The sequence below is a fragment of the Affinundibacterium danionis genome (assembly GCF_042432465.1).
Classification (GTDB): Bacteria; Pseudomonadota; Gammaproteobacteria; order Burkholderiales; family Burkholderiaceae_D; genus Undibacterium; species Undibacterium danionis.
On record NZ_JBHLXJ010000007.1, the window covers coordinates 161,646 to 180,818 of the forward strand.

14 protein-coding genes are annotated in these 19,173 nt (G+C 47.5%); 12 read left to right on the forward strand and 2 right to left on the reverse strand.

Translation table 11 applies throughout. The annotated features are described in order from the left end of the window. Nucleotides 1–52 precede the first annotated feature (52 nt). The 9 genes from ACFFJH_RS06495 to ACFFJH_RS06535 all read left to right on the forward strand — a co-directional run bounded on the left by ACFFJH_RS06495 (nucleotide 53) and on the right by ACFFJH_RS06535 (nucleotide 13,529). Complete coding sequence (locus ACFFJH_RS06495) at nucleotides 53–1,153, forward strand: M48 family metallopeptidase (protein WP_390211063.1); 1,101 nt, start codon at nucleotides 53–55, stop codon at nucleotides 1,151–1,153. 57 nt (nucleotides 1,154–1,210) lie between these two features. Then, nucleotides 1,211–3,853, forward strand: a complete 2,643-nt coding sequence (locus ACFFJH_RS06500; protein ID WP_390211064.1) for a hypothetical protein — start codon at nucleotides 1,211–1,213, stop codon at nucleotides 3,851–3,853. A gap of 206 nt (nucleotides 3,854–4,059) precedes the next feature. After that, nucleotides 4,060–4,380: a preprotein translocase subunit YajC gene (gene yajC, locus ACFFJH_RS06505; protein ID WP_390211319.1), complete on the forward strand. Its 321-nt coding sequence runs from the start codon at nucleotides 4,060–4,062 to the stop codon at nucleotides 4,378–4,380. Nucleotides 4,381–4,484: 104 nt separating this feature from the next. Further along, nucleotides 4,485–6,353 (forward strand): protein translocase subunit SecD, encoded by a 1,869-nt coding sequence (gene secD / locus ACFFJH_RS06510; protein WP_390211065.1) that lies wholly within the window; start codon nucleotides 4,485–4,487, stop codon nucleotides 6,351–6,353. 53 nt (nucleotides 6,354–6,406) lie between these two features. Beyond that, nucleotides 6,407–7,384 (forward strand): protein translocase subunit SecF, encoded by a 978-nt coding sequence (gene secF, locus ACFFJH_RS06515; protein ID WP_390211066.1) that lies wholly within the window; start codon nucleotides 6,407–6,409, stop codon nucleotides 7,382–7,384. 275 nt (nucleotides 7,385–7,659) lie between these two features. Beyond that, complete coding sequence (locus tag ACFFJH_RS06520) at nucleotides 7,660–8,928, forward strand: efflux RND transporter periplasmic adaptor subunit (protein ID WP_390211067.1); 1,269 nt, start codon at nucleotides 7,660–7,662, stop codon at nucleotides 8,926–8,928. Continuing rightward, nucleotides 8,925–12,011, forward strand: a complete 3,087-nt coding sequence (locus ACFFJH_RS06525) for an efflux RND transporter permease subunit (RefSeq protein ID WP_390211068.1) — start codon at nucleotides 8,925–8,927, stop codon at nucleotides 12,009–12,011. Before ACFFJH_RS06520 ends, ACFFJH_RS06525 begins: the two co-directional genes overlap by 4 nt. A gap of 336 nt (nucleotides 12,012–12,347) precedes the next feature. After that, entirely contained in the window at nucleotides 12,348–12,677 is a 330-nt protein-coding gene (locus ACFFJH_RS06530) for a DUF6966 domain-containing protein (RefSeq protein ID WP_390211070.1), read from the forward strand. A gap of 111 nt (nucleotides 12,678–12,788) precedes the next feature. Continuing rightward, nucleotides 12,789–13,529 (forward strand): hypothetical protein, encoded by a 741-nt coding sequence (locus ACFFJH_RS06535; protein ID WP_390211072.1) that lies wholly within the window; start codon nucleotides 12,789–12,791, stop codon nucleotides 13,527–13,529. A gap of 687 nt (nucleotides 13,530–14,216) precedes the next feature. On the opposite strand, the gene ACFFJH_RS06540 is transcribed toward ACFFJH_RS06535, so the two are convergent. Then, on the reverse strand, nucleotides 14,217–14,384 hold the full coding sequence (locus ACFFJH_RS06540; RefSeq protein ID WP_390211074.1) for an SDR family oxidoreductase: 168 nt from the start codon (nucleotides 14,382–14,384) through the stop codon (nucleotides 14,217–14,219). 106 nt (nucleotides 14,385–14,490) lie between these two features. Next, on the reverse strand, nucleotides 14,491–16,206 hold the full coding sequence (locus ACFFJH_RS06545) for a cation:proton antiporter domain-containing protein (RefSeq protein WP_390211075.1): 1,716 nt from the start codon (nucleotides 16,204–16,206) through the stop codon (nucleotides 14,491–14,493). Nucleotides 16,207–16,481: 275 nt separating this feature from the next. On the opposite strand from ACFFJH_RS06545, the gene argJ reads away from it, so the two are divergent. From argJ to ACFFJH_RS06560, 3 genes are all read left to right on the forward strand, one after another. After that, nucleotides 16,482–17,720, forward strand: a complete 1,239-nt coding sequence (argJ, locus tag ACFFJH_RS06550) for a bifunctional glutamate N-acetyltransferase/amino-acid acetyltransferase ArgJ (RefSeq protein WP_390211076.1) — start codon at nucleotides 16,482–16,484, stop codon at nucleotides 17,718–17,720. A gap of 122 nt (nucleotides 17,721–17,842) precedes the next feature. After that, entirely contained in the window at nucleotides 17,843–18,706 is an 864-nt protein-coding gene (locus ACFFJH_RS06555) for an ATP-binding protein (RefSeq protein ID WP_390211078.1), read from the forward strand. Nucleotides 18,707–18,740: 34 nt separating this feature from the next. Further along, nucleotides 18,741–19,133, forward strand: coding sequence for an NUDIX domain-containing protein (locus ACFFJH_RS06560; RefSeq protein WP_390211079.1), 393 nt, complete (start codon nucleotides 18,741–18,743; stop codon nucleotides 19,131–19,133). Nucleotides 19,134–19,173 lie beyond the last annotated feature (40 nt).

Genomic DNA, 19,173 nt, shown 5'->3' on the forward strand with positions numbered 1-19,173 from the left:
GATTTCTATGCGCGAAAGGGTATCCATTTTTATCAATACATTTTGAGTTGCTATGTCTAAACTACTGAGCCCATCGCAAGCCTTATTATCTGAACTCGCCAAGCCTACCGTCACTTATACCCGCCGTGCTTGGATGGCGATGGGAGCGCTGGCTGTTTTTATCTTGCTGTATTTGGCATTGGCAGGATGGTTTTTGTTAACTGCATATCGACTCAGTTTCGGATCAAGTAATTCTAATAATGGCGCATTTTGGGGATGGATTATCGCCCTGTGTTCCGCCTTGCTTGCCATATTTATGTTGAAGGGGTTTTTCTTTGTTAAGCGAGGTGGTGATAGTGGTGCTTTAGAAATTACACCAGCGCAGCAACCACGGCTGTTTGAATTTTTGTATGGATTGGCAGACGAGGCGGGTGCACCACGGCCACATCGCGTTTTTTTGTCAGCCCACGTGAATGCAGCCGTGTTCTACGATTTATCTATTCTTAATTTATTTTTCCCATCGAAAAAGAATTTAGAAATTGGTCTCGGCTTGGTCAATGTGCTGAATCAGGGTGAGTTGAAGGCGGTGTTGGCACATGAATTTGGTCATTTTGCTCAGCGTGCAATGGCGGTGGGACGCTGGGTTTATATTGCCCAGCAAATTGCCGGCAATCTGGTAGCGCGACGTGATGCTTGGGATAATTTTCTGAACTCATGGTCGCAATTGGATATACGCGTGGCTTGGGTTGCATGGCTGTTGAGAATAGTGGTGTGGTCGATCCGCTCGTTGGTGGATTCTGCTTTTGGACTAGTCATCATGATACAGCGCGCCTTATCGCGTGAGATGGAAATGCAAGCCGATTTGGTCGCGGTGTCGTTGACCGGAAGTGATGCCTTGGTGCATGCGCTACATTTGTTACAAGCGGCAGATGATTCATGGGGGCGAGCAGCTAGCTTCGCCATGGACGAGAAAGCGGCTGGACGAGTGACACCTGATTTGTTTACTTTGCAAACGTATTTGATGGAGAAAATGGCGACTTTGCTCAATGATCAAAGCTACGCCAAAGTTCCACCATTACCGACGCTCAATCCAGAACAGCATCGTGTTTTTAAAGCAGAATTAGCGCGTCCCCCAAAGATGTGGTTAACCCATCCTCTGAATCATGAGCGCTAAGAAAATGCGAAGCGTCGTTATGTCGCGGCCGTGATCGATCAAAGTAAGGCGTGGGACATGTTCGATGACGCAACGAGCTTGCGTGCACAAGTCACAGCAAAATTCATGGAAGCGGACGCCAGTAAAGTAGTCGACAATCAGATCTTGTTGAAATCCTTGGATAAGCAATTTAATCGTGAGCATTTGAAGAGCCATTATCGCGGTGTTTACTACGGACGCTCACCTGTACGTGCGGTCGGTAACATCGCTGATTTGTACGATAACAATAGGGTGTTCCAATTAAGCGATCTCGACGCGCTTTACCCTGAATCGCTGAGTCAAGATCTTGAACAATTAGGTCAATTGGAAAAAGAGCTGGAGCAATTGCGAGCGATACAAGCTGGACATTTGCAGGCGAGTGGCGGTCGCATTAATTTGCGCGGACGTGAAATTAAACGCACTGAGCTACCTCTTGTGATCAGGAGTTTGGAAAAGAAATTAAAAGGCGTTGAGAGCGCATTGAATGCGCATGACAAACTTTGCCGTAGTGTCCATTTGGCGGCAGCAAAGCAACTGCAAAATGGCTGGCCAGAATATTTGCAAGCCCTGCTTGCGGTGATTCATTATGCCGATCATAGCGCGAGCAATATACGTGATGCTTACGGATTCTTGAATAATACGATTGGCGTTGCGACGGCAACTCGCAAAGTGGATGAGTCTGGCGTGCAAAGGATTATCGATGCCGTTAATAGCTTGTATCACCTATTAGAGCAAGCTTATCAGGAGGCTGATCAAGTCGTTCTAGATAATATCGTTCGTCAACGTTTGGAAGTAACAACTTGGACCGAAGCGCTGGGTGAATTCAAGCTTGGCACGGCCAATCGTGACAATATTAATCAATGGTTAGATGTGATTAGTGGTTGGGTTGAGCATGTCGCAAATACTTTTAATGCACTGCGCATGCATGCACTGGAACAATTATTGATTTCAGAATCAGTTGTTGCGCGGAATGTACGACAAGCCAAAGCGATCATTCCTGCGCCAACGCCACCCACAGTACCAAATCAGTATGGCGTTTTGTTACCCGGTAAAGAACGCAAACGCCAAACTAAACTTGGATGGTGGGCGCGGTTTCAAACCGCAGATGGAATGATCCCAGCGGTGGCACGCTTCGGTGTGGCGAGCGGTATTGTCGCTGTGGTATTAGGCTTTGGCGGTGTTGTGGGTAAATCCGATATGACGGTCTACAACGGTTTGGGACGTAGCATCGTGGTTCAAGTCGATGAGCAGTCGCTTAGCCTGACACCGTACGCCAGTACTAGCGTACAAGTAGAACCAAATAAAAAAATACAAATACAAGCGCGCACCAGTGAAGGTGCAGTCATAGAAAGTTTTGAGGCCGAAGTGAAGGGAAGTTTTGCTCATTTCGTGTACAACGTAGCGGCCGCAAGTCCTTTAATAGAGTGGACGAATGTGTATGGAAACGCTACGCAACGCCCCGATAGAAACCTGGGCGCGCCAAGATGGGTAAGCACGACGGCCGACGTTTTGTTTGGTGATCCTCCTAAATCTATTTCGACTAAGAGCGGCGGCGGAACGAGGGAAGTACTGACTGGTTTCGGTCTGGAATCAGTTGCAATGCAAATGAGCTTAATCGACGATAGTCGGCAGCGACAACATGTAATCGCTATGCATGCACGTTGGGATGCGACTAATTCGCGTCGTGTTCAAGATTGGCTAGACGCTGCTCAAAATGATGCGGGTTTTGAGCGTATTTTGGCAGCGCGTTTAAAAGAAGCACCGAATGATGTGGTTCTGCTGCGTACTCAGCAAAATATCGCAACGACAGAGCAAAGGCAGGCGCTTTGTATGAGTTTGCGACAACGCGCCGAGGCACAAGCTGAAAATGCTGACCTGCATTATTTGAGTGATCGTTGTATTGATGATGAAAGCCAAAAGCAGGCGGCTTTTTTACGCGGTCATCAGCAATGGCCTAAACATCCTTGGTATGGGTATGCGGCTGCTTACATCGAAGCGGAAAACATGCAGTGGGAATTAGCTCTAAAAGATTTCGACGCAGCACTGCAAGGTTTGCCAGCCATGCGCAGTCAAATCGCGCTTGAACAAATGCGCATTAGTCGTTTGCTACAACGTGACAGCACCGCCAATATGGCCAAATTGGCCGAGGGTGAGCCCAGCTTGCAAACTTTGTTGTTAATTGAAACTAACAAGCCGGTAGAGTCGCCAGAGCTAAAAGCTTATCAAGCGCTCTATCGTGGTGAGCTAGAAAAAGCGGTGAGTTTGGTGAGTAATGAAAAAGAAAGTAAGGCGCGAATATTGCGATTGGCCGCGGCATCAACTGGCGCCAGTACTAGTTTGCAGCAAAAGGCGTTGGCTCTGCCAGTTGATGCAGGGATTGATCATAAGACGGTTTGGGCTGCGGTAGGTTTGGCTTTGCGCACACAACGCGATTACGAAGCTTATTTGAAAGTTATCGAACAAATGCCAGCCGCGATGACCGCTAGTTATCGCGAATTTATCCTTAAGCTCAAGGTAAATGATCTTGCTGGTGCTGAACAAGCTTTGAACGGATTACCACCTGAGTATAGAGCGCAAGCCTACACCATGGGCGTGATTGTTTTAGGTAGGCAGGCACCGACGACCTGGCGCGATGGCGCAAAACGCTTACTATTTTCTTCTGAACGTCCCTATTTGGGATGAAAGTAATCTTTTGGTAATGGTTCAGCGACTTATGTTCGATTTTTTCGTTGGATTATCTGCCTGATGCTAGAATGTTGCGCTTTGTTGTCTGGCACTGAGAAACTGGTTATTTTGGCAAAAATGTTGTAGGGCTTTAAATCCTTAATGTTGCCCCAAGATGCGTGCAAGTCACTGATTTGTTTTAAAAAATTATTCTATGGAGTTCTATCGTGTTTATTTCTAATGCTTATGCTCAAGCTGCTGGTGCGGCGCCGGAATCCTCTTTGATGAGCTTTTTGCCTATCATTTTGATGTTTGTTGTTTTGTACTTTGTGATGATACGTCCACAAATGAAACGTCAAAAAGAACAAAAAGCCATGTTGGATGCATTGGCAAAAGGCGATGAAGTCATCACTGCGGGCGGCATCGCCGGTAAAGTAACTAAAGTGACGGATGCATTTGTGTCAGTTGAAGTGAGCAATGGCGTGGACATTCAAATCCAAAAAAGCGCTGTGACAACCTTGTTACCAAAAGGCACTCTGAAATAATTGTGCGACCTTCGCAACAGGGGCAAAACGTAACGCTTTGCCCCTGATTTATTTTAGTTTCTGAGTTTTATGTCGTTCGTGTAGTTCTTTTTTCTGAATCCGCTATGAATCGTTATCCCCTCTGGAAGTACATCATCATCTTGATTTCGCTGGTCTTTGGTGCTTTGTATGCTGCACCGAATTTATTCGGTGATTCATATGCTGTGCAGGTTAATAGTGCCAAGGCCACTATCAAAGTGGACGAAAGCATGATTAGCCGTGTCGAACAAGTATTGAAAGAAGCGGGTATCAGTTCAACTGGCTATTCGTTTGATTACAACGGAATTCAAGGGTCAATTCGAGCCCGTTTTGCGACGACTGATGCGCAGTTCAAAGCAAAAGCGGCATTGGAAAAAGGTTTGAATGCAGATCCTAGCGATCCTGTATACACCGTAGCCCTGAATCTTTTGCCGAATACGCCAGTATGGATGCAGAAGTTGCACGCTTTCCCTATGTACTTAGGTTTGGACTTGCGCGGTGGTGTGCATTTCTTGATGAAAGTGGATACCTCGGCAGTATTAAACAATCGTCTCAACGGATTGCAAGCAAGTATTCGCAGTGCACTAAAAGACAAAGAAGTTCGCCATGCAGGCATTTCTCGTGACGCGTCTTCAGTCACAATTAAATTCCGCGATGTAGAAACTCGCGCTAAAGCACGTGAAGTTTTAGTGCGTCAAATGACAGATGTCAGTTTGCTCGATAGTGTAGCGACTGCGGAAAACACTGATCTTTCCATCAAAGTCACGATCAAGCCAGAAGCCTTGACGACCTTGATGAATGAAGGCGTTAAACAAAATATCGCTGCCTTGTCTAAACGGGTGAATGAAATCGGTGTAGCGGAGCCGATTATTCAGCAACAAGGTGCTGACCGTATTGTCGTGCAATTGCCAGGCGTACAAGATGTTGCTCGTGCTAAATCAATTATTGGTCGTACTGCCACTTTGGAAGTGCGTTTGGTGGATGAAAGCGTGATTGGTCCCGTAGATGAAAACACCGCAGTACCGTTTGGTTCTGAAATGTTTAAAGTAGGTCGTGGCGGTCCGGCGATTTTGTATAAAGAGCCTATCGTGACCGGTGATGCGATTACCGGCGCACAGGCGAGTTTCGATAAAAACCAACAACCTGCCGTAAGTATTGATTTAAATAGCGAGGGTGGTCGTCGAATGACTGAAGCGACTCGTCCTAATGTAGGTAAGCGTATGGCTTTTGTCTTGTTTGAAAAAGGCAAAGGTGAGTTGCTGCAAGTGGCAACGATACAAGATGTATTGGGTAAAACTTTCCAAACCACAGGCATGCGTTCTACCAATGATGCGAATGAATTGGCTTTGTTATTGCGCGCTGGTGCTTTGGCCGCACCGATGGAAGTCATCGAAGAACGAACTATTGGTGCCCAGTTGGGGGCCGACAATATCACCAAAGGAATTCACTCCACGATGTATGGTTTTGTTGCTATTGCCATCTTCATGATTGTCTACTACATGATGTTTGGTTTCTTTAGTGTGTTTGCTTTAGCGGTTAATTTGTTATTGTTGGTCGGTATTTTGTCCTTGATGCAAGCGACATTGACCTTGCCTGGTATGGCAGCGATTGCCTTGGCACTGGGTATGGCGATTGACGCCAACGTCTTGATTAATGAACGGATACGTGAAGAGCTACGAGCTGGAAATAGTCCGCAGCATGCGATTTTGCAAGGTTTCGATCGCGCTTGGGCTACCATTTTGGATTCTAACGTCACCACATTTATCGTTGGCTTGGCCTTGTTGGTATTCGGCTCTGGTCCAGTTAAAGCGTTCGCGATTGTGCATTGTTTAGGTATTTTGACGTCTATCTTCTCTGCGGTGTTTGTTTCACGTGGTGTGGTCAATCTTTGGTACGGACGCAAGAAAAAATTGGCTTCCATTTCGATTGGTCAAATTTGGAAACCTGCTGAATAAGCCACGTGCAAATCAGCATTTAGTCAATTACAGAACAGATTTAGGATTTCATCATGGAATTATTCCGTATTAAACGTGACATACCTTTCATGCGCAATGCGCTGATTTTTAATGTCATCTCTGCCTTAACTTTCGTTGCGGCCGTCTACTTTCTTATAACGAAGCCTTTGCATTTATCGGTAGAGTTCACTGGCGGGACTTCGATGGAAGTCAGCTATAGTCAGGCTGCCGATACCACCAAGATTCGGGAAAAACTTCAATCAATCGGTATCAGTGAAGCTGTCCCTCAAACCTTCGGTAAAGCACAAGACGTAGTGATTCGTATGCCTTTGCCAAAAGTGGCTGAAGGTGCTGCTAAGCCTAGCGAAAAAGAATTGAACGCTATGATTACAGCGCAAAATGAACGCGTAATGAATGCTTTAAAAGCCGACCATCCAGACGTTGTTTTGCAAAGAACAGCCTTGGTTGGTGCGCAAGTGGGCGATGAATTAGCACATGACGGTTTGATGGCTTTGTTGTTCGTCGTGGTTGGTGTGATGGCTTACTTGGCGATACGCTTTGAATGGAAATACGCGGTGTCGGCAATTATCGCTAACTTGCATGACGTGGTGATCATTCTAGGTTTCTTCGCTTTCTTCCAATGGGAATTTGATTTGGCGGTATTGGCCGCGGTGTTGGCGGTCTTGGGCTACTCGGTCAATGAATCGGTGGTTATTTTTGATCGTATTCGCGAAAACTTTTTGAAAATGCGTAAGGCGACCGTGACTGAAGTTATTGATAATGCGATTACCAGCACGATCTCTCGTACCGTCATTACTCACGGTTCTACTCAGATGATGGTGTTGTCAATGTTGGTGTTTGGTGGTCCAACTTTGGCAGGTTTTGCTAAAGCTCTGACGATTGGCATTTGCTTTGGTATATATTCTTCTGTGTTCGTGGCGGCGGCCATCGCGATGTGGTTGGGTGTGAAACGCGAAGACTTGCTCAAGCCAGTGAAAGAAAAAGACGAGACTGATGGAGCGGTGGTGTAAGACTTCTAAGTTGTTGCCTGATATTCGTAACAAAACGTATAAAAGAACCAAGCCAGCCTGAGCGCTGGCTTTTTCTTTGTTAAGATGCAAGCTATTACAAACAGTGTGATAAGTTTGGGGACTGATGCTTAGTTGATGCCGAGTTGATACTTAGTTGATACCTATTTGCCATCGTGTCCTGGAATAAATTCGTTAATCTGCCTCTTTTTACCTTAGGCTATAGAACTTTCTCCAATGGAAATGTCTAAACAGCTTCGATTTAAACTCCAATCAATATGAAAAATACTAAAACTATACTCGCACTCTCATTGGCTATTGCCGCCGGCGGTGGCTATTGGTTGTGGAAAAAGAATGGCACTGAGAGCACCGAACTGGTTGCTGGGCAAACGATCGGGGCAAAAGGTGACAAGAATCGCCCCGTGACCGTCAATACAGTGGTCGCCCAGAAGCGTAACTATGACGTGAAATTGAGTGCGAATGGCGTGGTTTCCTCACTGAATATTGTTGATGTGCGTCCCCAAGTCAGCAGTGTGATAGAAAAAGTTCATATTAAAGAAGGCCAGTTTGTACGCGCTGGGGACTTATTGTTCACCTTAGATAATCGTGCGGACATCGCCAATTTAGCCAAAGCCCAAGCGCAACTGGATAAGGAGCTGGCGACCTTGGCCGAGAACCAGCGTCAATTGATGCGTAGTAAAGAATTATTTGAAAAGAAATTTCAGTCGCAAAGCGTGGTAGATGCGGCTCAGACCTCGGTGCAAGCGCAGCAATCTGTGGTGGATGCTGCTAAAGCCGCGGTGGCATCCGTGAAGGTTAATTTGGCGTATAGCAAAATTACCGCACCGGTAAGTGGTCGCACCGGATTGATCAATGTCTTCCCAGGTTCTTTGGTACAGCCAAGCACTTCAGGCGCAGCCTTGGTAACCATTACTCAAATGGATCCAATTGCCATTACTTTCCCACTGCCGCAACGTAATTTGTCAGATGCTTTGGACAGTATGAAGCGCGGCGATAGCTTGGCATATGCCAGCCTTCCCGATAACAAAGCAAAATTTAAAGGGAAGTTGCAATTCGTTGATAACGTCGTTGACGCTGTCTCTGGTACAGTCAAAGTGAAAGCAGTCTTTGATAATAAAGAAATGAAATTATGGCCGGGCGCTTATGCCAATTTAGAGTTGAGCGTACTCACTCTGAAAGACGCCATCGTGATCCCACGTGATGCCTTGGTGATGGGCGTCAATGCGGTCACCGTATTTGTGGTGGATGCCGAGGGTAAAGCCGAACAAAAGAAAGTGCAAGTTCAATACAGTTTTGAAAATGATGCGATTGTGACTGGCTTAGAGCCAGGTATGAAGGTCATCCTTGAAGGCAAACAGAATTTGCGTCCGGGCGTGCCAGTGAAGGAAAGAACTGAAGGCGAAAATAAAGCGAATGGTAAAGGCGAAGGCGGTGAGAAAAAATCCGCCGCTTCCGCCGCATCGACCGCGAGTTCTGCCCCGGCTGCCTCCGCAACTGCAACCGCTTCTGCTGCGAGTGCATCATGAATTTATCGGAGTTATTTATTCGTCGTCCGGTGATGACGATACTGCTGAATATTTCTGTGGTTATCGCAGGTATCTTGGCGTATCGCATTATTCCGATTGCCGCTCTGCCAAGCTATAACACGCCAGTAATTAGTGTCGGTGCGGGTCTGCCCGGCGCTAGTCCTGAGACGATGGCGACTTCGGTTGCTTTACCTTTAGAGAAACAGTTTTCGACTATCCCGGGTTTAGCGACTATCAGTTCCAGCAGCACTTTAGGCTCGACTTCTTTGACCTTGGAATTTGATGCCAGCCGTAATGTCGATGAAGCGGCGGTAGATGTCCAAGCCGCCTTGTTGCGTGCCCAACGTGCTTTGCCGATTGAGATGACCTCATTACCGTCGTATCGCAAAGTGAATCCTGCCGATTCTGCGGTCTTGGTATTGGCATTGACTTCGCCGTCTTTAAGTCTGGCGGAGCTCACCAATTATGCGGAACATTTGATCTCACCGAATCTTTCAACCTTAGCCGGTGTGGCGCAGGTGAATATTTTTGGTATTCGTCGTTATGCGGTGCGGATTCGTGTTGATCCGGGTGCTCTGGCGAGTCGCAATATTGGCTTCGATGAAATCACGACCAGCATCCGCGCAGCCAATTCCATTGCACCAGTCGGTACGCTCGATGGTGATAAACAAACATTAACCATCGTCGCCAATAAGCAATTGCAAAACGCGGCCGAGTTCGCCAGCATTATTGTCAGTAATAAAGGCGGTCAAGTCGTGCGTTTGCGTGATGTCGCCAGCGTTGAAGACAGTTATGAGAGCGTGAAATCGGTTGGTAATTTCAACGGTGAGCCAGCGATTATGTTGGCGATACAACGCCAAACTGATGCCAATACCGTGAAAGTGGTAGATGCGATCAAAGCGGCAATCCCTGGCTTTAAAGCGCAATTACCTAGCTCAGTAAACATCACATTAGCCAATGATAGATCGGTCTCAGTGCGCGATGCTTTGCATGACGTGAATCTGACTTTGCTGTTGACGATTTTCCTCGTTATCGTGGTGATCTTCTTATTCTTGCGCCACATGGTCGCAACCATTATCCCTGCCTTGTCGCTGCCGGTATCGTTGGTGGGCGCGGTGTTCTTGTTGTGGGGCTTTGGCTATACCTTAGATAATATCTCTCTATTGGGCATCACTTTGGCAGTCGGGCTGGTGGTCGATGATGCGATTGTGATGTTGGAAAATATTATTCGTCACGTTGAGATGGGCGAGACGCCATTTGAAGCAGCACTCAAAGGTTCGCGCGAAGTGGGCTTCACGATTATTTCTATCTCGACTTCTCTGATCGCGGTGTTCATCCCTATCTTCTTTATGCCGGGCGTGATCGGTCAGTTATTCCATGAATTCGCGGTGGTAGTGAGTTTGTCGATTATTGTGTCGGCCTTCGTGTCCTTGACTTTAGTACCGATGTTGGCCAGTCGTTTCTTGAAAGCAGAGAGCGAACATTTACCCCCATCAAAATGGGTGGGCGCATTAACCAATAGTTTTGAACGTGGCTTTAACGCCTCTTTGCATGCTTACACGCGTGGTTTGGATATGGCATTGACGCATCGTAAGTTCGTTTTGTTCGTAGCTTTGCTGACGTTTATCGCGACGGCGTATATGTTCAATGCGATTCCTAAAGGATTTTTCCCTGAAGAAGATATCGGTCAATTGAATGTTTCCACCGAAGCGGCCGAAGATACCTCGTTCCCAGCAATGGTCATCTTGCAAGAAAAGGTCGCCAAAATTTTACGCGAAGATCCGAATGTGTTAACCGTGTCCTCTTTCCACGGTGGTGGTGGCTCACAAAATACCGGTCGCGGCTTCATCAATTTAAAACCTCGCAATCAACGTAAGCCCATGAAAGAAGTGGTCGAAGGTCTGCGTAATAAATTGAAAGCGGTGCCGGGCATTACCGTGTTTTTACGCCCTACGCAAAACTTGCAATTAGGCGGACGCCCAAGTAAGAGTCAGTATCAATTCATTATGCAAAGTGTGGATGCCAGCGAACTCAGTAGTTGGGCGTTCAAGATGCAAGATAAGATGCGCTCTGATCCTGGCTTTAAAGATGTGACGACCGATTCGCAACTCAAAGGTTTGCAAGCCTCAATCGAGATCGATAGAGATAGAGCGAATTCTTTGGGCGTGGGCATCGATGCGATACGTGCTGCTTTGTATAGCGCCTTCGGTGAACGTCAGATCGCCACTTTATTCACCAGCGTCGATAGTTATGCGGTGGTGTTAGAAGTCGGTCCCGAAGACAAGAAAGATGAAGCAGCGATTGGTGCCATCTATGTGCGTAGCAATACCGGCAGCTTGGTACCGATGTCCAGTTTTGCGACTGTCAAGCGTACCGTCGGCCCGACTGCGATTAATCACGTAGGTCAATTGCAAGCGGTCACGGTCTCTTTCAATTTGGCACCGGATATGCCTTTAGGCGATGCCACTAACAAGATAGATAAATTCAAAGACGAGATTAAATTGCCGTCTTCTGTTATTACTTCCTACGGTGGTGATGCAGCGGTGTTTAAAGATTCTCAATCTGGTCAAATGATTTTGATTATCTCGGCATTGTTAGTGATCTATGTGTTGCTCGGTGTTTTGTACGAGAGCTTTATACACCCGATTACCATCTTGGCAGGCCTGCCATCGGCAGCAGTCGGTGCATTGTTGATGTTGGAGCTATTCGGCAAAGACTTAACCCTGATCGCCACCATCGGTATTTTGCTGCTGATCGGTATTGTGAAAAAGAATGCGATCATGATGATCGACTTTGCACTCGACGCACAACGTCATCGCGGCATGACACCACCAGAAGCAATCCGCGAAGCGTGTATCGAACGTTTCCGTCCGATTATGATGACGACGTTGGCGGCCTTGGTTGGTGCCTTGCCGATTGCCTTAGGTTTAGGCGCTGGTGCTGAATTACGCCAACCTCTGGGTTTAGCGGTCGTCGGTGGTTTGATCTTCTCGCAAGCGATTACTCTGTTCATTACCCCTGTCATTTATCTGGCACTCGATAAATACAGCGGCAAAGGCCCTATCACTGGAAACACGATTTAGGCCTTAGATTTTTCGGATCAACACATGGTGGATTTTGAATTGCTGTGTGTTGATTTTTTCTCCGGTTTCAAACGCTTCTTCGTACATGACACTTGTTCAGATTGTCATCGCTCCCGCAAATTCTCCAGTAAATTGTTTTCTTGACTCGCTGAGTTAGCTTGATAAAATCCTTGCTTTGTTCGTGACGCTTTTTGTAGAATTTTAGTATAGTTAAAATTGTTGATGTTTCGTGTGAAGTAAGTATTCATCAGGCTGTGGAGAGATTTTATGAAAAGTGTTATGCGTCACGTTAACTTATTAGGCGACATTGTGTCGCCTATATCTAGTTAAGTTCCTATGCATTCAGAAGTAGAAAAATTAGCGAATCTAATTCAAGAGGCGTCTACTTTATTGCTGACACATGGTGAAAAGCTATGGGGGGATTGGCTGCGTATTGATGCGCAAAGAGTACGCAGTTTAGATTTTTATGGCGTTGAGCACATGCTTTCTGCATTTGGCGGGATGGGTAGTATCAATGATTTAGTACTTAGCTCGATGAATGGTCATAATATTGAAGAGAAGGATGTCGCTAATGCTAATGAGAAATTTCAGAACCTTCTTGGACGTATTTATGAAATTGCGAAGAGGCTCGCCAAAGAGGAAGAAAATGCAAAAAAAGGCACTTAACAAGACGGTCGGCGGGGAGTCGCCAATGACGATTTCTCACTTTATTAATTTTCCGGTGGCGGCGATCCCGGCACCTCTGCGTTGGGTGCCATTCACAACCAATCGAGTCTCATGATCACGTACGAAGTCGGTCAGCGTATCCTAGGGCTTCGTCAAACAGTCGTCGCTCATTTCGATGCCAGCGACTGGGACGAAGTGGGTCTCCTCACTGGTTTTTCGGACGCAATCCGCAAGCATCCTCGCCTCATCCGGAGCCTTTCGTGGGGCGACGAAGACTATGACGGAGATGCCTTGGCCATGATTCGCCAAATTGCAGAGCATGATCTAAAGGCGTTCGAAATTTTCGAGCGACACGCTTATACAAAGTACCCGGGAGAAACCCACTACATCTCGGCAAAACCAGCGGAACGAAAGATTACCTTCGCGCCCAATGTCTTCCAAGTCCCGGAAAGCCAAGCTGTAGAACGCGATCTTGTTGCGCTGATGATGCCATTCGACGCCGGATTCAATTCGGTCCACGAGGCTATCAAGCGGGCCGGTCTAGCTGCGGGCTTTCGCTGCCTTCGAGTTGATGACATATGGGAAGACAGCACTGTCATTCAAGACATCTTCAGTTTGATCTTTCGAGCGCATATCGTCGTTGTCGATTTCACTGGAAGAAATCCAAACGTCATGTACGAAACGGGAGTCGCTCACACCCTAGGCAAGCATGTCGTTCCAGTTTCTCAATCGCTTGACGACATACCGTTCGACATGAGGCACCACCGAGTTCTCAAATACCTGCCCAACGGTGAAGGCCTTGCAGTACTCGAAGCAAAGCTCTCCGAAAAGTTGCGCCAGGTGAGTCAATGACGCCCAATCCTTTCATCGAGAGGCTCCGCCCGAGCAAGTCGGGTCGGGCCTCTCATGTCAAACGTTGGATACGAAAATGTGCGGCATAAAATGCAAAATAGCCCTAGGTACGATTTCGGCAAGCATTCTTTTTGCATGGCTATTTTTCGCTCCGCTAAATCAGTGCGCGAATTCCTACTACGTGCGTAAATCAATTCTAGATCGACTGTCCCACTCAGATGCGCTTTCACTCAAGAGCATTCACACGCTTGACGATGACGACTTCGACGAGATGACATGGCTTGGACTGTCCAATTCGTGCCCACAATGGTTTGAGTACACAGAAAATGGAAAAGTAAAGAACGTTTCCATTCACGGCAGCTTTGTTTATTACAGCGATGGCCCGGTTCGATAGACCCAACCGATCATTCCAGCGGTTAGTTCTTCCTGATCACAACTGAGCGCTTTTTATGCAAGCAACGCAGTAAGGTTAAAAAAGCAGGACGCATCGTGATGCGCCGTATGTCTGCTTCTGCAAATCCCACATACAAAGCAGCCAAGTAGGGCAGGTGAAACCCGCGCCAACAGGCTTTAAATAGTTGCCAAAGGCTCGATTGTACCCAATAAAATGTTCTTATTGAATTGAACACTAAGCAAAGACCCGGCATCGTTTGACCGCAATTCGATACCGGGTTTTTGTGACGATGATTAAGCCGCAAAACCACCATCAATCAAGAAACTCGCGCCAGTGATATAGGCTGCTTCTGATCCGGCTAGATAGGAAGCGAAGCCAGCAATTTCATCCACATTGCCGTAACGCCTTACCACCATCAGTCCAATCAAGTTTGCTGCAAAATCACTATTGGCTGGGCTCATTTCCGCAAGTAGCTTGGGCTGCAAAGCCCAACACGCTATGCTTGCAGATACATGTTGGGCATTGCAGGCTCAGCGCCAACCTACGATGCCCTTTTGTACTTAGTTTTTAGTGCGCTTTAATCGGTTCAACATCCACCGCAAAACGCGCCAATACATGACCAGTCATTCCTTTCGCCAATTCCTCTTCACCTAAGAACACGAGATCAGAAGTCTCTTGCTTTAGTAAGGTCATTTCATCTTCGCTGTCAGCTCGTAAAATAATTTCTATCGTAGGGTTAAGCGTGCGGGCGGTTTTGATCATTTGGCGTGCGTTTAGGGTGTCGGGTATGGCGATCACCAACATGGCGGCGTTGCTTATGTGTGCCTGCACTAAGACCACTGGTTCCGCTGCATTGCCGGATACGGCGACGATGCCTTGTGCGCGGATTTTTTCGACTAGCTCACGATTTTGTTCTGCCACGACGTAGGGGATGTGGCGCGCATCGAGTGCCGCGCCTATGCGTTTGCCCACGCGACCGTAGCCGACCAGAACGATTTGTCCATGCAAGTATTTGTTGTCTGTAGTCGTTGGCAATTCGGCGTAAGGATCTTGTCTTTGTTCTAGCGTGCGCGCTAATTGTGAGTGGGCTAAAGCCCAACGTCTTATCGGCTCAACCGCGGCAAAAAGGACAGGATTGAGCGCAATTGAGATCAAGGCACTGGCTAAAATCAAACTCATGCCTTCGGCTGGCATCAAGCCTAGCGAGACACCTAAGCCCGCCAAGATAAATGAGAATTCACCAATCTGCGCCAAGCTGGCCGCGACGGTCAGCGCCGTGTTTAAGGGGTAGCGGAAAGCGATCACCAACACGACTGCGGCAATCGATTTACCAAAAATAATAATCGCGACGACACCCAAAACGCGCAGTGGTTGCTGCATCACGATGGCAGGATCAAACAGCATCCCGACTGAGACGAAGAATAAGACAGAAAACGCATCGCGTAGTGGTAATGATTCTTCGGCTGCTCTATGGCTAAACTCTGATTCGCGCATCACCGTACCGGCAAAAAAAGCGCCCAAGGCAAATGAAACATTAAATAAAGCAGACGCGCCATAAGCAATACTGATAGCGCACGCGATGACCGCCAACGTGAATAGCTCGCGTGAACCAGTGCGTGATACTTGCCAAAGCAGCCAAGGTAAAACGCGGCGCCCTACCAACAGCATCAGCGCGATAAAAGCGACTACTTGCAGCAGGGTTTTTCCCAGTGCAATCCAAAGTGGTGTGTCGGCAGTTCCCGGAATTGGCGTGCCGCCTAAGACGCCTGCCAGTGCCGGTAACAAGACTAAAAATAAAACGGTGGCGAGATCTTCGACCACCAACCAGCCCACGGCAATACGGCCATTCATTGAGTCCAGTATGCCGCGTGCTTCCAATGCTTTGAGGAGAACCACGGTACTGGCACAAGAGAGAGATAAGCCAAAAACTAAGCCGCTACCCACGCTCCAGCCCAGCCACCATGCCATCGCCATGCCTAATCCAGTCGCGAGACTCATTTGCAAAATCGCACCGGGCAGGGCGATACGTTTGACAGCGAGTAAATCTTGCAGAGAAAAATGCAAACCAACGCCGAACATCAATAACATGACGCCGATTTCGGAGAGTTGGGATGCGATATTGGCGTCAGCGACAAAGCCGGGTGTGGCAGGGCCTATTAAAATACCTGCGACTAGATAGCCGACCAAGGCTGGCAGTTTGACTTTTTCGGCAATGAAGCCAAAGATCAATGCAACGCCGAAGCCCGCAGCAAGTGTCGTGATTAAAGAAATGTTATGGGTCATCAGTGGTTTCCTTAAAGGGCAGGTGTGGCGAGTGATGTATGACTAGCGATGTATTGCTGGAGAGACATTTTAACATTGCATCTAGTTCCATCTTATTTCAAGGTATGAACAGCTCCCCTTATTGCTACCGCTAACTACTGATATGTTTTTTACAAACATCAAGCATAATTGATGTATTAGACAGAAAATTACTCTGAAAATATGTTTCCTAAACAAAATCATTTGCAGGAAATATCCTACAATAACGGCTTAATTTTCAATCTAGGATCTCAACCATGGCCGTTAATTCACCTATTCCACTCGCCGCTGATCTGAAACCTGTCAAAGGTATAGAACTGGGCTACGCTCAAGCAGGCATACGCAAAGCCAATCGTAAAGATTTGCTGGTGATGAAATTAGCACCAAGCGCGACCGTGGCGGGCGTGTTTACAACCAATCGTTTTTGCGCAGCACCTGTGCAAGTCTGCAAAGCGCATTTGGAAAGTCCACACATGGCATTAGGTCCGATTCGCGCCTTGGTCGTGAATACAGGTAACGCTAATGCTGGTACGGGTGATGCTGGTTTAGCGGCAGCCAATGCAACTTGTGCCGCGTTGGCCGACTATTTGGGCTGCGAGGCCGCACAAATCTTGCCATTTTCTACGGGTGTGATTTTGGAACAGCTGCCTGTTGATCGTTTGATCGCAGGTATGCCCGCCGCGATTGCGAGTTTGAAAGAGGATAATTGGTTGGCGGCGGCAGAAGCCATCATGACCACCGACACTCAACCAAAAGCCGCTTCCAGCGTGGTGGTCATTAATGGCATACCTGTCACGATGACGGGTATTAGTAAGGGCGCCGGTATGATCAAGCCTAATATGGCGACCATGCTAGGTTACTTAGCAATGGATGCCAAAGTGTCGCAAACGGTACTCGATCACTTGGTTAAACAAGCGGCAGATCAATCGTTTAATAGCATTACGATAGATGGCGATACCTCCACCAATGATTCCTTCATGTTGATAGCGACCGGCACCTCAGCATTAGAGATCAACGAGTTGGATACCCCCGAATACAAAGCATTAGCGGAAGCGGTGATTGCCTTGTCGCAGAAACTGGCGCACATGATTATTCGCGACGGCGAGGGTGCGACCAAGTTTATTAGCGTGGTAGTGGAAGAAGGCCGTGATGTCGAAGAGTGCCGCAAGATTGCGTATTCGATTGCGCATTCTCCTTTAGTTAAAACAGCCTTCTTCGCATCCGATCCTAATCTGGGACGCATCTTGGCCGCGATCGGTTATGCCGGCGTCAACGATCTTGAAGTCGGTAAATTAAATCTCTACCTCGATGACGTTTGGGTTGCCAAAAATGGCGGACGTAATCCTGATTACCAAGAAGCCGATGGTCAACGCGTCATGAAGCAAAGTGAAATTACGATACGCGTAAAACTAGCGCGCGGCATGGCTAGTACTACCGTGTGGACTTGTGATTTATCGCATGAGTATGTATCGATTAATGCGGATTATCGCTCGTAAACTTGCTGCCTAATTTTGTAGGGCGGGTGCACCCCGCGCCGCTCTGGTGCTCCTTGAGCCGGCGGCGCGGGGTACGCCCGCCCTACGACCTTTGTAGCACCATCATTGAACTCTAAACACCTATGTCCCAATTAGATCAATTCTTAAGCCGTGCCGAGCAGTTGTTAAATCGTTTGGAAGCGTATTTACCACCGCCAGTTCCAGCGCCCGATTGGCGTTTGGCAAAAGCGTTTCGCTGGCGTAAGCAAGGTGGGCAGGGGTTTTTGCAGATTGTTAAACATACGACGAAATTGCAATTTGAGGACTTGCATCATATCGGCATGCAAAAGACTTTAATCAGTCAAAATACACAGCAATTTGTACAAGGCAAGCCAGCCAATAATGTGCTGTTGACGGGTGCGCGAGGCACTGGCAAATCGTCTTTAATTAAAGCTTGTTTAAATCAATTTGTTGATCAGGGTTTGCGTTTAATTGAAGTTGATAAAGCTGATATGACCGACCTACCAGACATCATCGATTTGATCGCTGATCGTCCCGAAAAATTTATTTTATTCTGCGATGACCTTTCCTTCGAAGAAGGTGAAGCGGGATACAAAGCATTGAAAGTTGCCTTGGATGGCAGCATCGCTGCGCAGTCCGACAATGTCCTGATCTATGCTACCTCCAACCGTCGCCACTTAATGCCAGAGCGTATGTCAGATAACGCAAGTTATACCCATGACGAAGATGGCGACTTGCATCCCGGTGAAACGGTAGAAGAAAAAATCTCTTTATCCGAGCGCTTCGGTTTGTGGGTTTCGTTTTATCCGTTCAAACAAGACGATTATCTTGATATCGTTGCCCATTGGTTAGCGACTTACAACTGTTCGCCAGAGCAAATTAGCGCGGCTCGCGCCGATGCTTTGCGTTGGGCTTTGCAACGTGGTTCGCGTTCTGGTCGGGTCGCTTGGCAATTCGCCCGCGATTACGCAGGTCGCACGCAATAAGTTTTCTCACTCCATAAAATATAAAGTAAAAATAATGAGCGCAAGCCCAGTCAATGTTGCAGTAGGTATTTTAATGAAACCCAATGGCGACGTGCTCTTAGCACAGCGCCCAGAGGGAAAACCGTATGCAGGCTATTGGGAATTCCCCGGTGGGAAAGTCGAAGCTGGGGAAGCCATTCTTGATGCCCTAAAGCGTGAATTCATGGAAGAGCTCGGTGTGCAAATCATCAATGCCGAAGCTTGGTGTGGCGTCGAACACATCTACCCACATGCCCATGTCCGCTTGCATTTTTATATCTCACGCGACTGGTCAGGCGAACCGCAAAGCCTAGAAGGACAAGCCTTCGCTTGGCAGGGGACGGTAGCGGTTGAACCTTTATTGCCTGCGACGATTCCTCTTCTGAATTTCATTGCTCAATTGCGATAAACGTAGTGACGCTATAGAAGTCGCGAATCTAATCAAATCT

Coding starts and splice junctions, on each gene's coding strand:
- ACFFJH_RS06495 (WP_390211063.1), top strand. CDS start 53: ATGTCTAAACTACTGAGCCCATCGCAAGCCTTATTATCTGAACTCGCC.
- ACFFJH_RS06500 (WP_390211064.1), top strand. CDS start 1,211: ATGTTCGATGACGCAACGAGCTTGCGTGCACAAGTCACAGCAAAATTC.
- secD (WP_390211065.1), top strand. CDS start 4,485: ATGAATCGTTATCCCCTCTGGAAGTACATCATCATCTTGATTTCGCTG.
- secF (WP_390211066.1), top strand. CDS start 6,407: ATGGAATTATTCCGTATTAAACGTGACATACCTTTCATGCGCAATGCG.
- ACFFJH_RS06520 (WP_390211067.1), top strand. CDS start 7,660: ATGAAAAATACTAAAACTATACTCGCACTCTCATTGGCTATTGCCGCC.
- ACFFJH_RS06525 (WP_390211068.1), top strand. CDS start 8,925: ATGAATTTATCGGAGTTATTTATTCGTCGTCCGGTGATGACGATACTG.
- ACFFJH_RS06530 (WP_390211070.1), top strand. CDS start 12,348: ATGCATTCAGAAGTAGAAAAATTAGCGAATCTAATTCAAGAGGCGTCT.
- ACFFJH_RS06535 (WP_390211072.1), top strand. CDS start 12,789: ATGATCACGTACGAAGTCGGTCAGCGTATCCTAGGGCTTCGTCAAACA.
- ACFFJH_RS06540 (WP_390211074.1), bottom strand. CDS start 14,384: ATGAGCCCAGCCAATAGTGATTTTGCAGCAAACTTGATTGGACTGATG.
- ACFFJH_RS06545 (WP_390211075.1), bottom strand. CDS start 16,206: ATGACCCATAACATTTCTTTAATCACGACACTTGCTGCGGGCTTCGGC.
- argJ (WP_390211076.1), top strand. CDS start 16,482: ATGGCCGTTAATTCACCTATTCCACTCGCCGCTGATCTGAAACCTGTC.
- ACFFJH_RS06555 (WP_390211078.1), top strand. CDS start 17,843: ATGTCCCAATTAGATCAATTCTTAAGCCGTGCCGAGCAGTTGTTAAAT.
- ACFFJH_RS06560 (WP_390211079.1), top strand. CDS start 18,741: ATGAGCGCAAGCCCAGTCAATGTTGCAGTAGGTATTTTAATGAAACCC.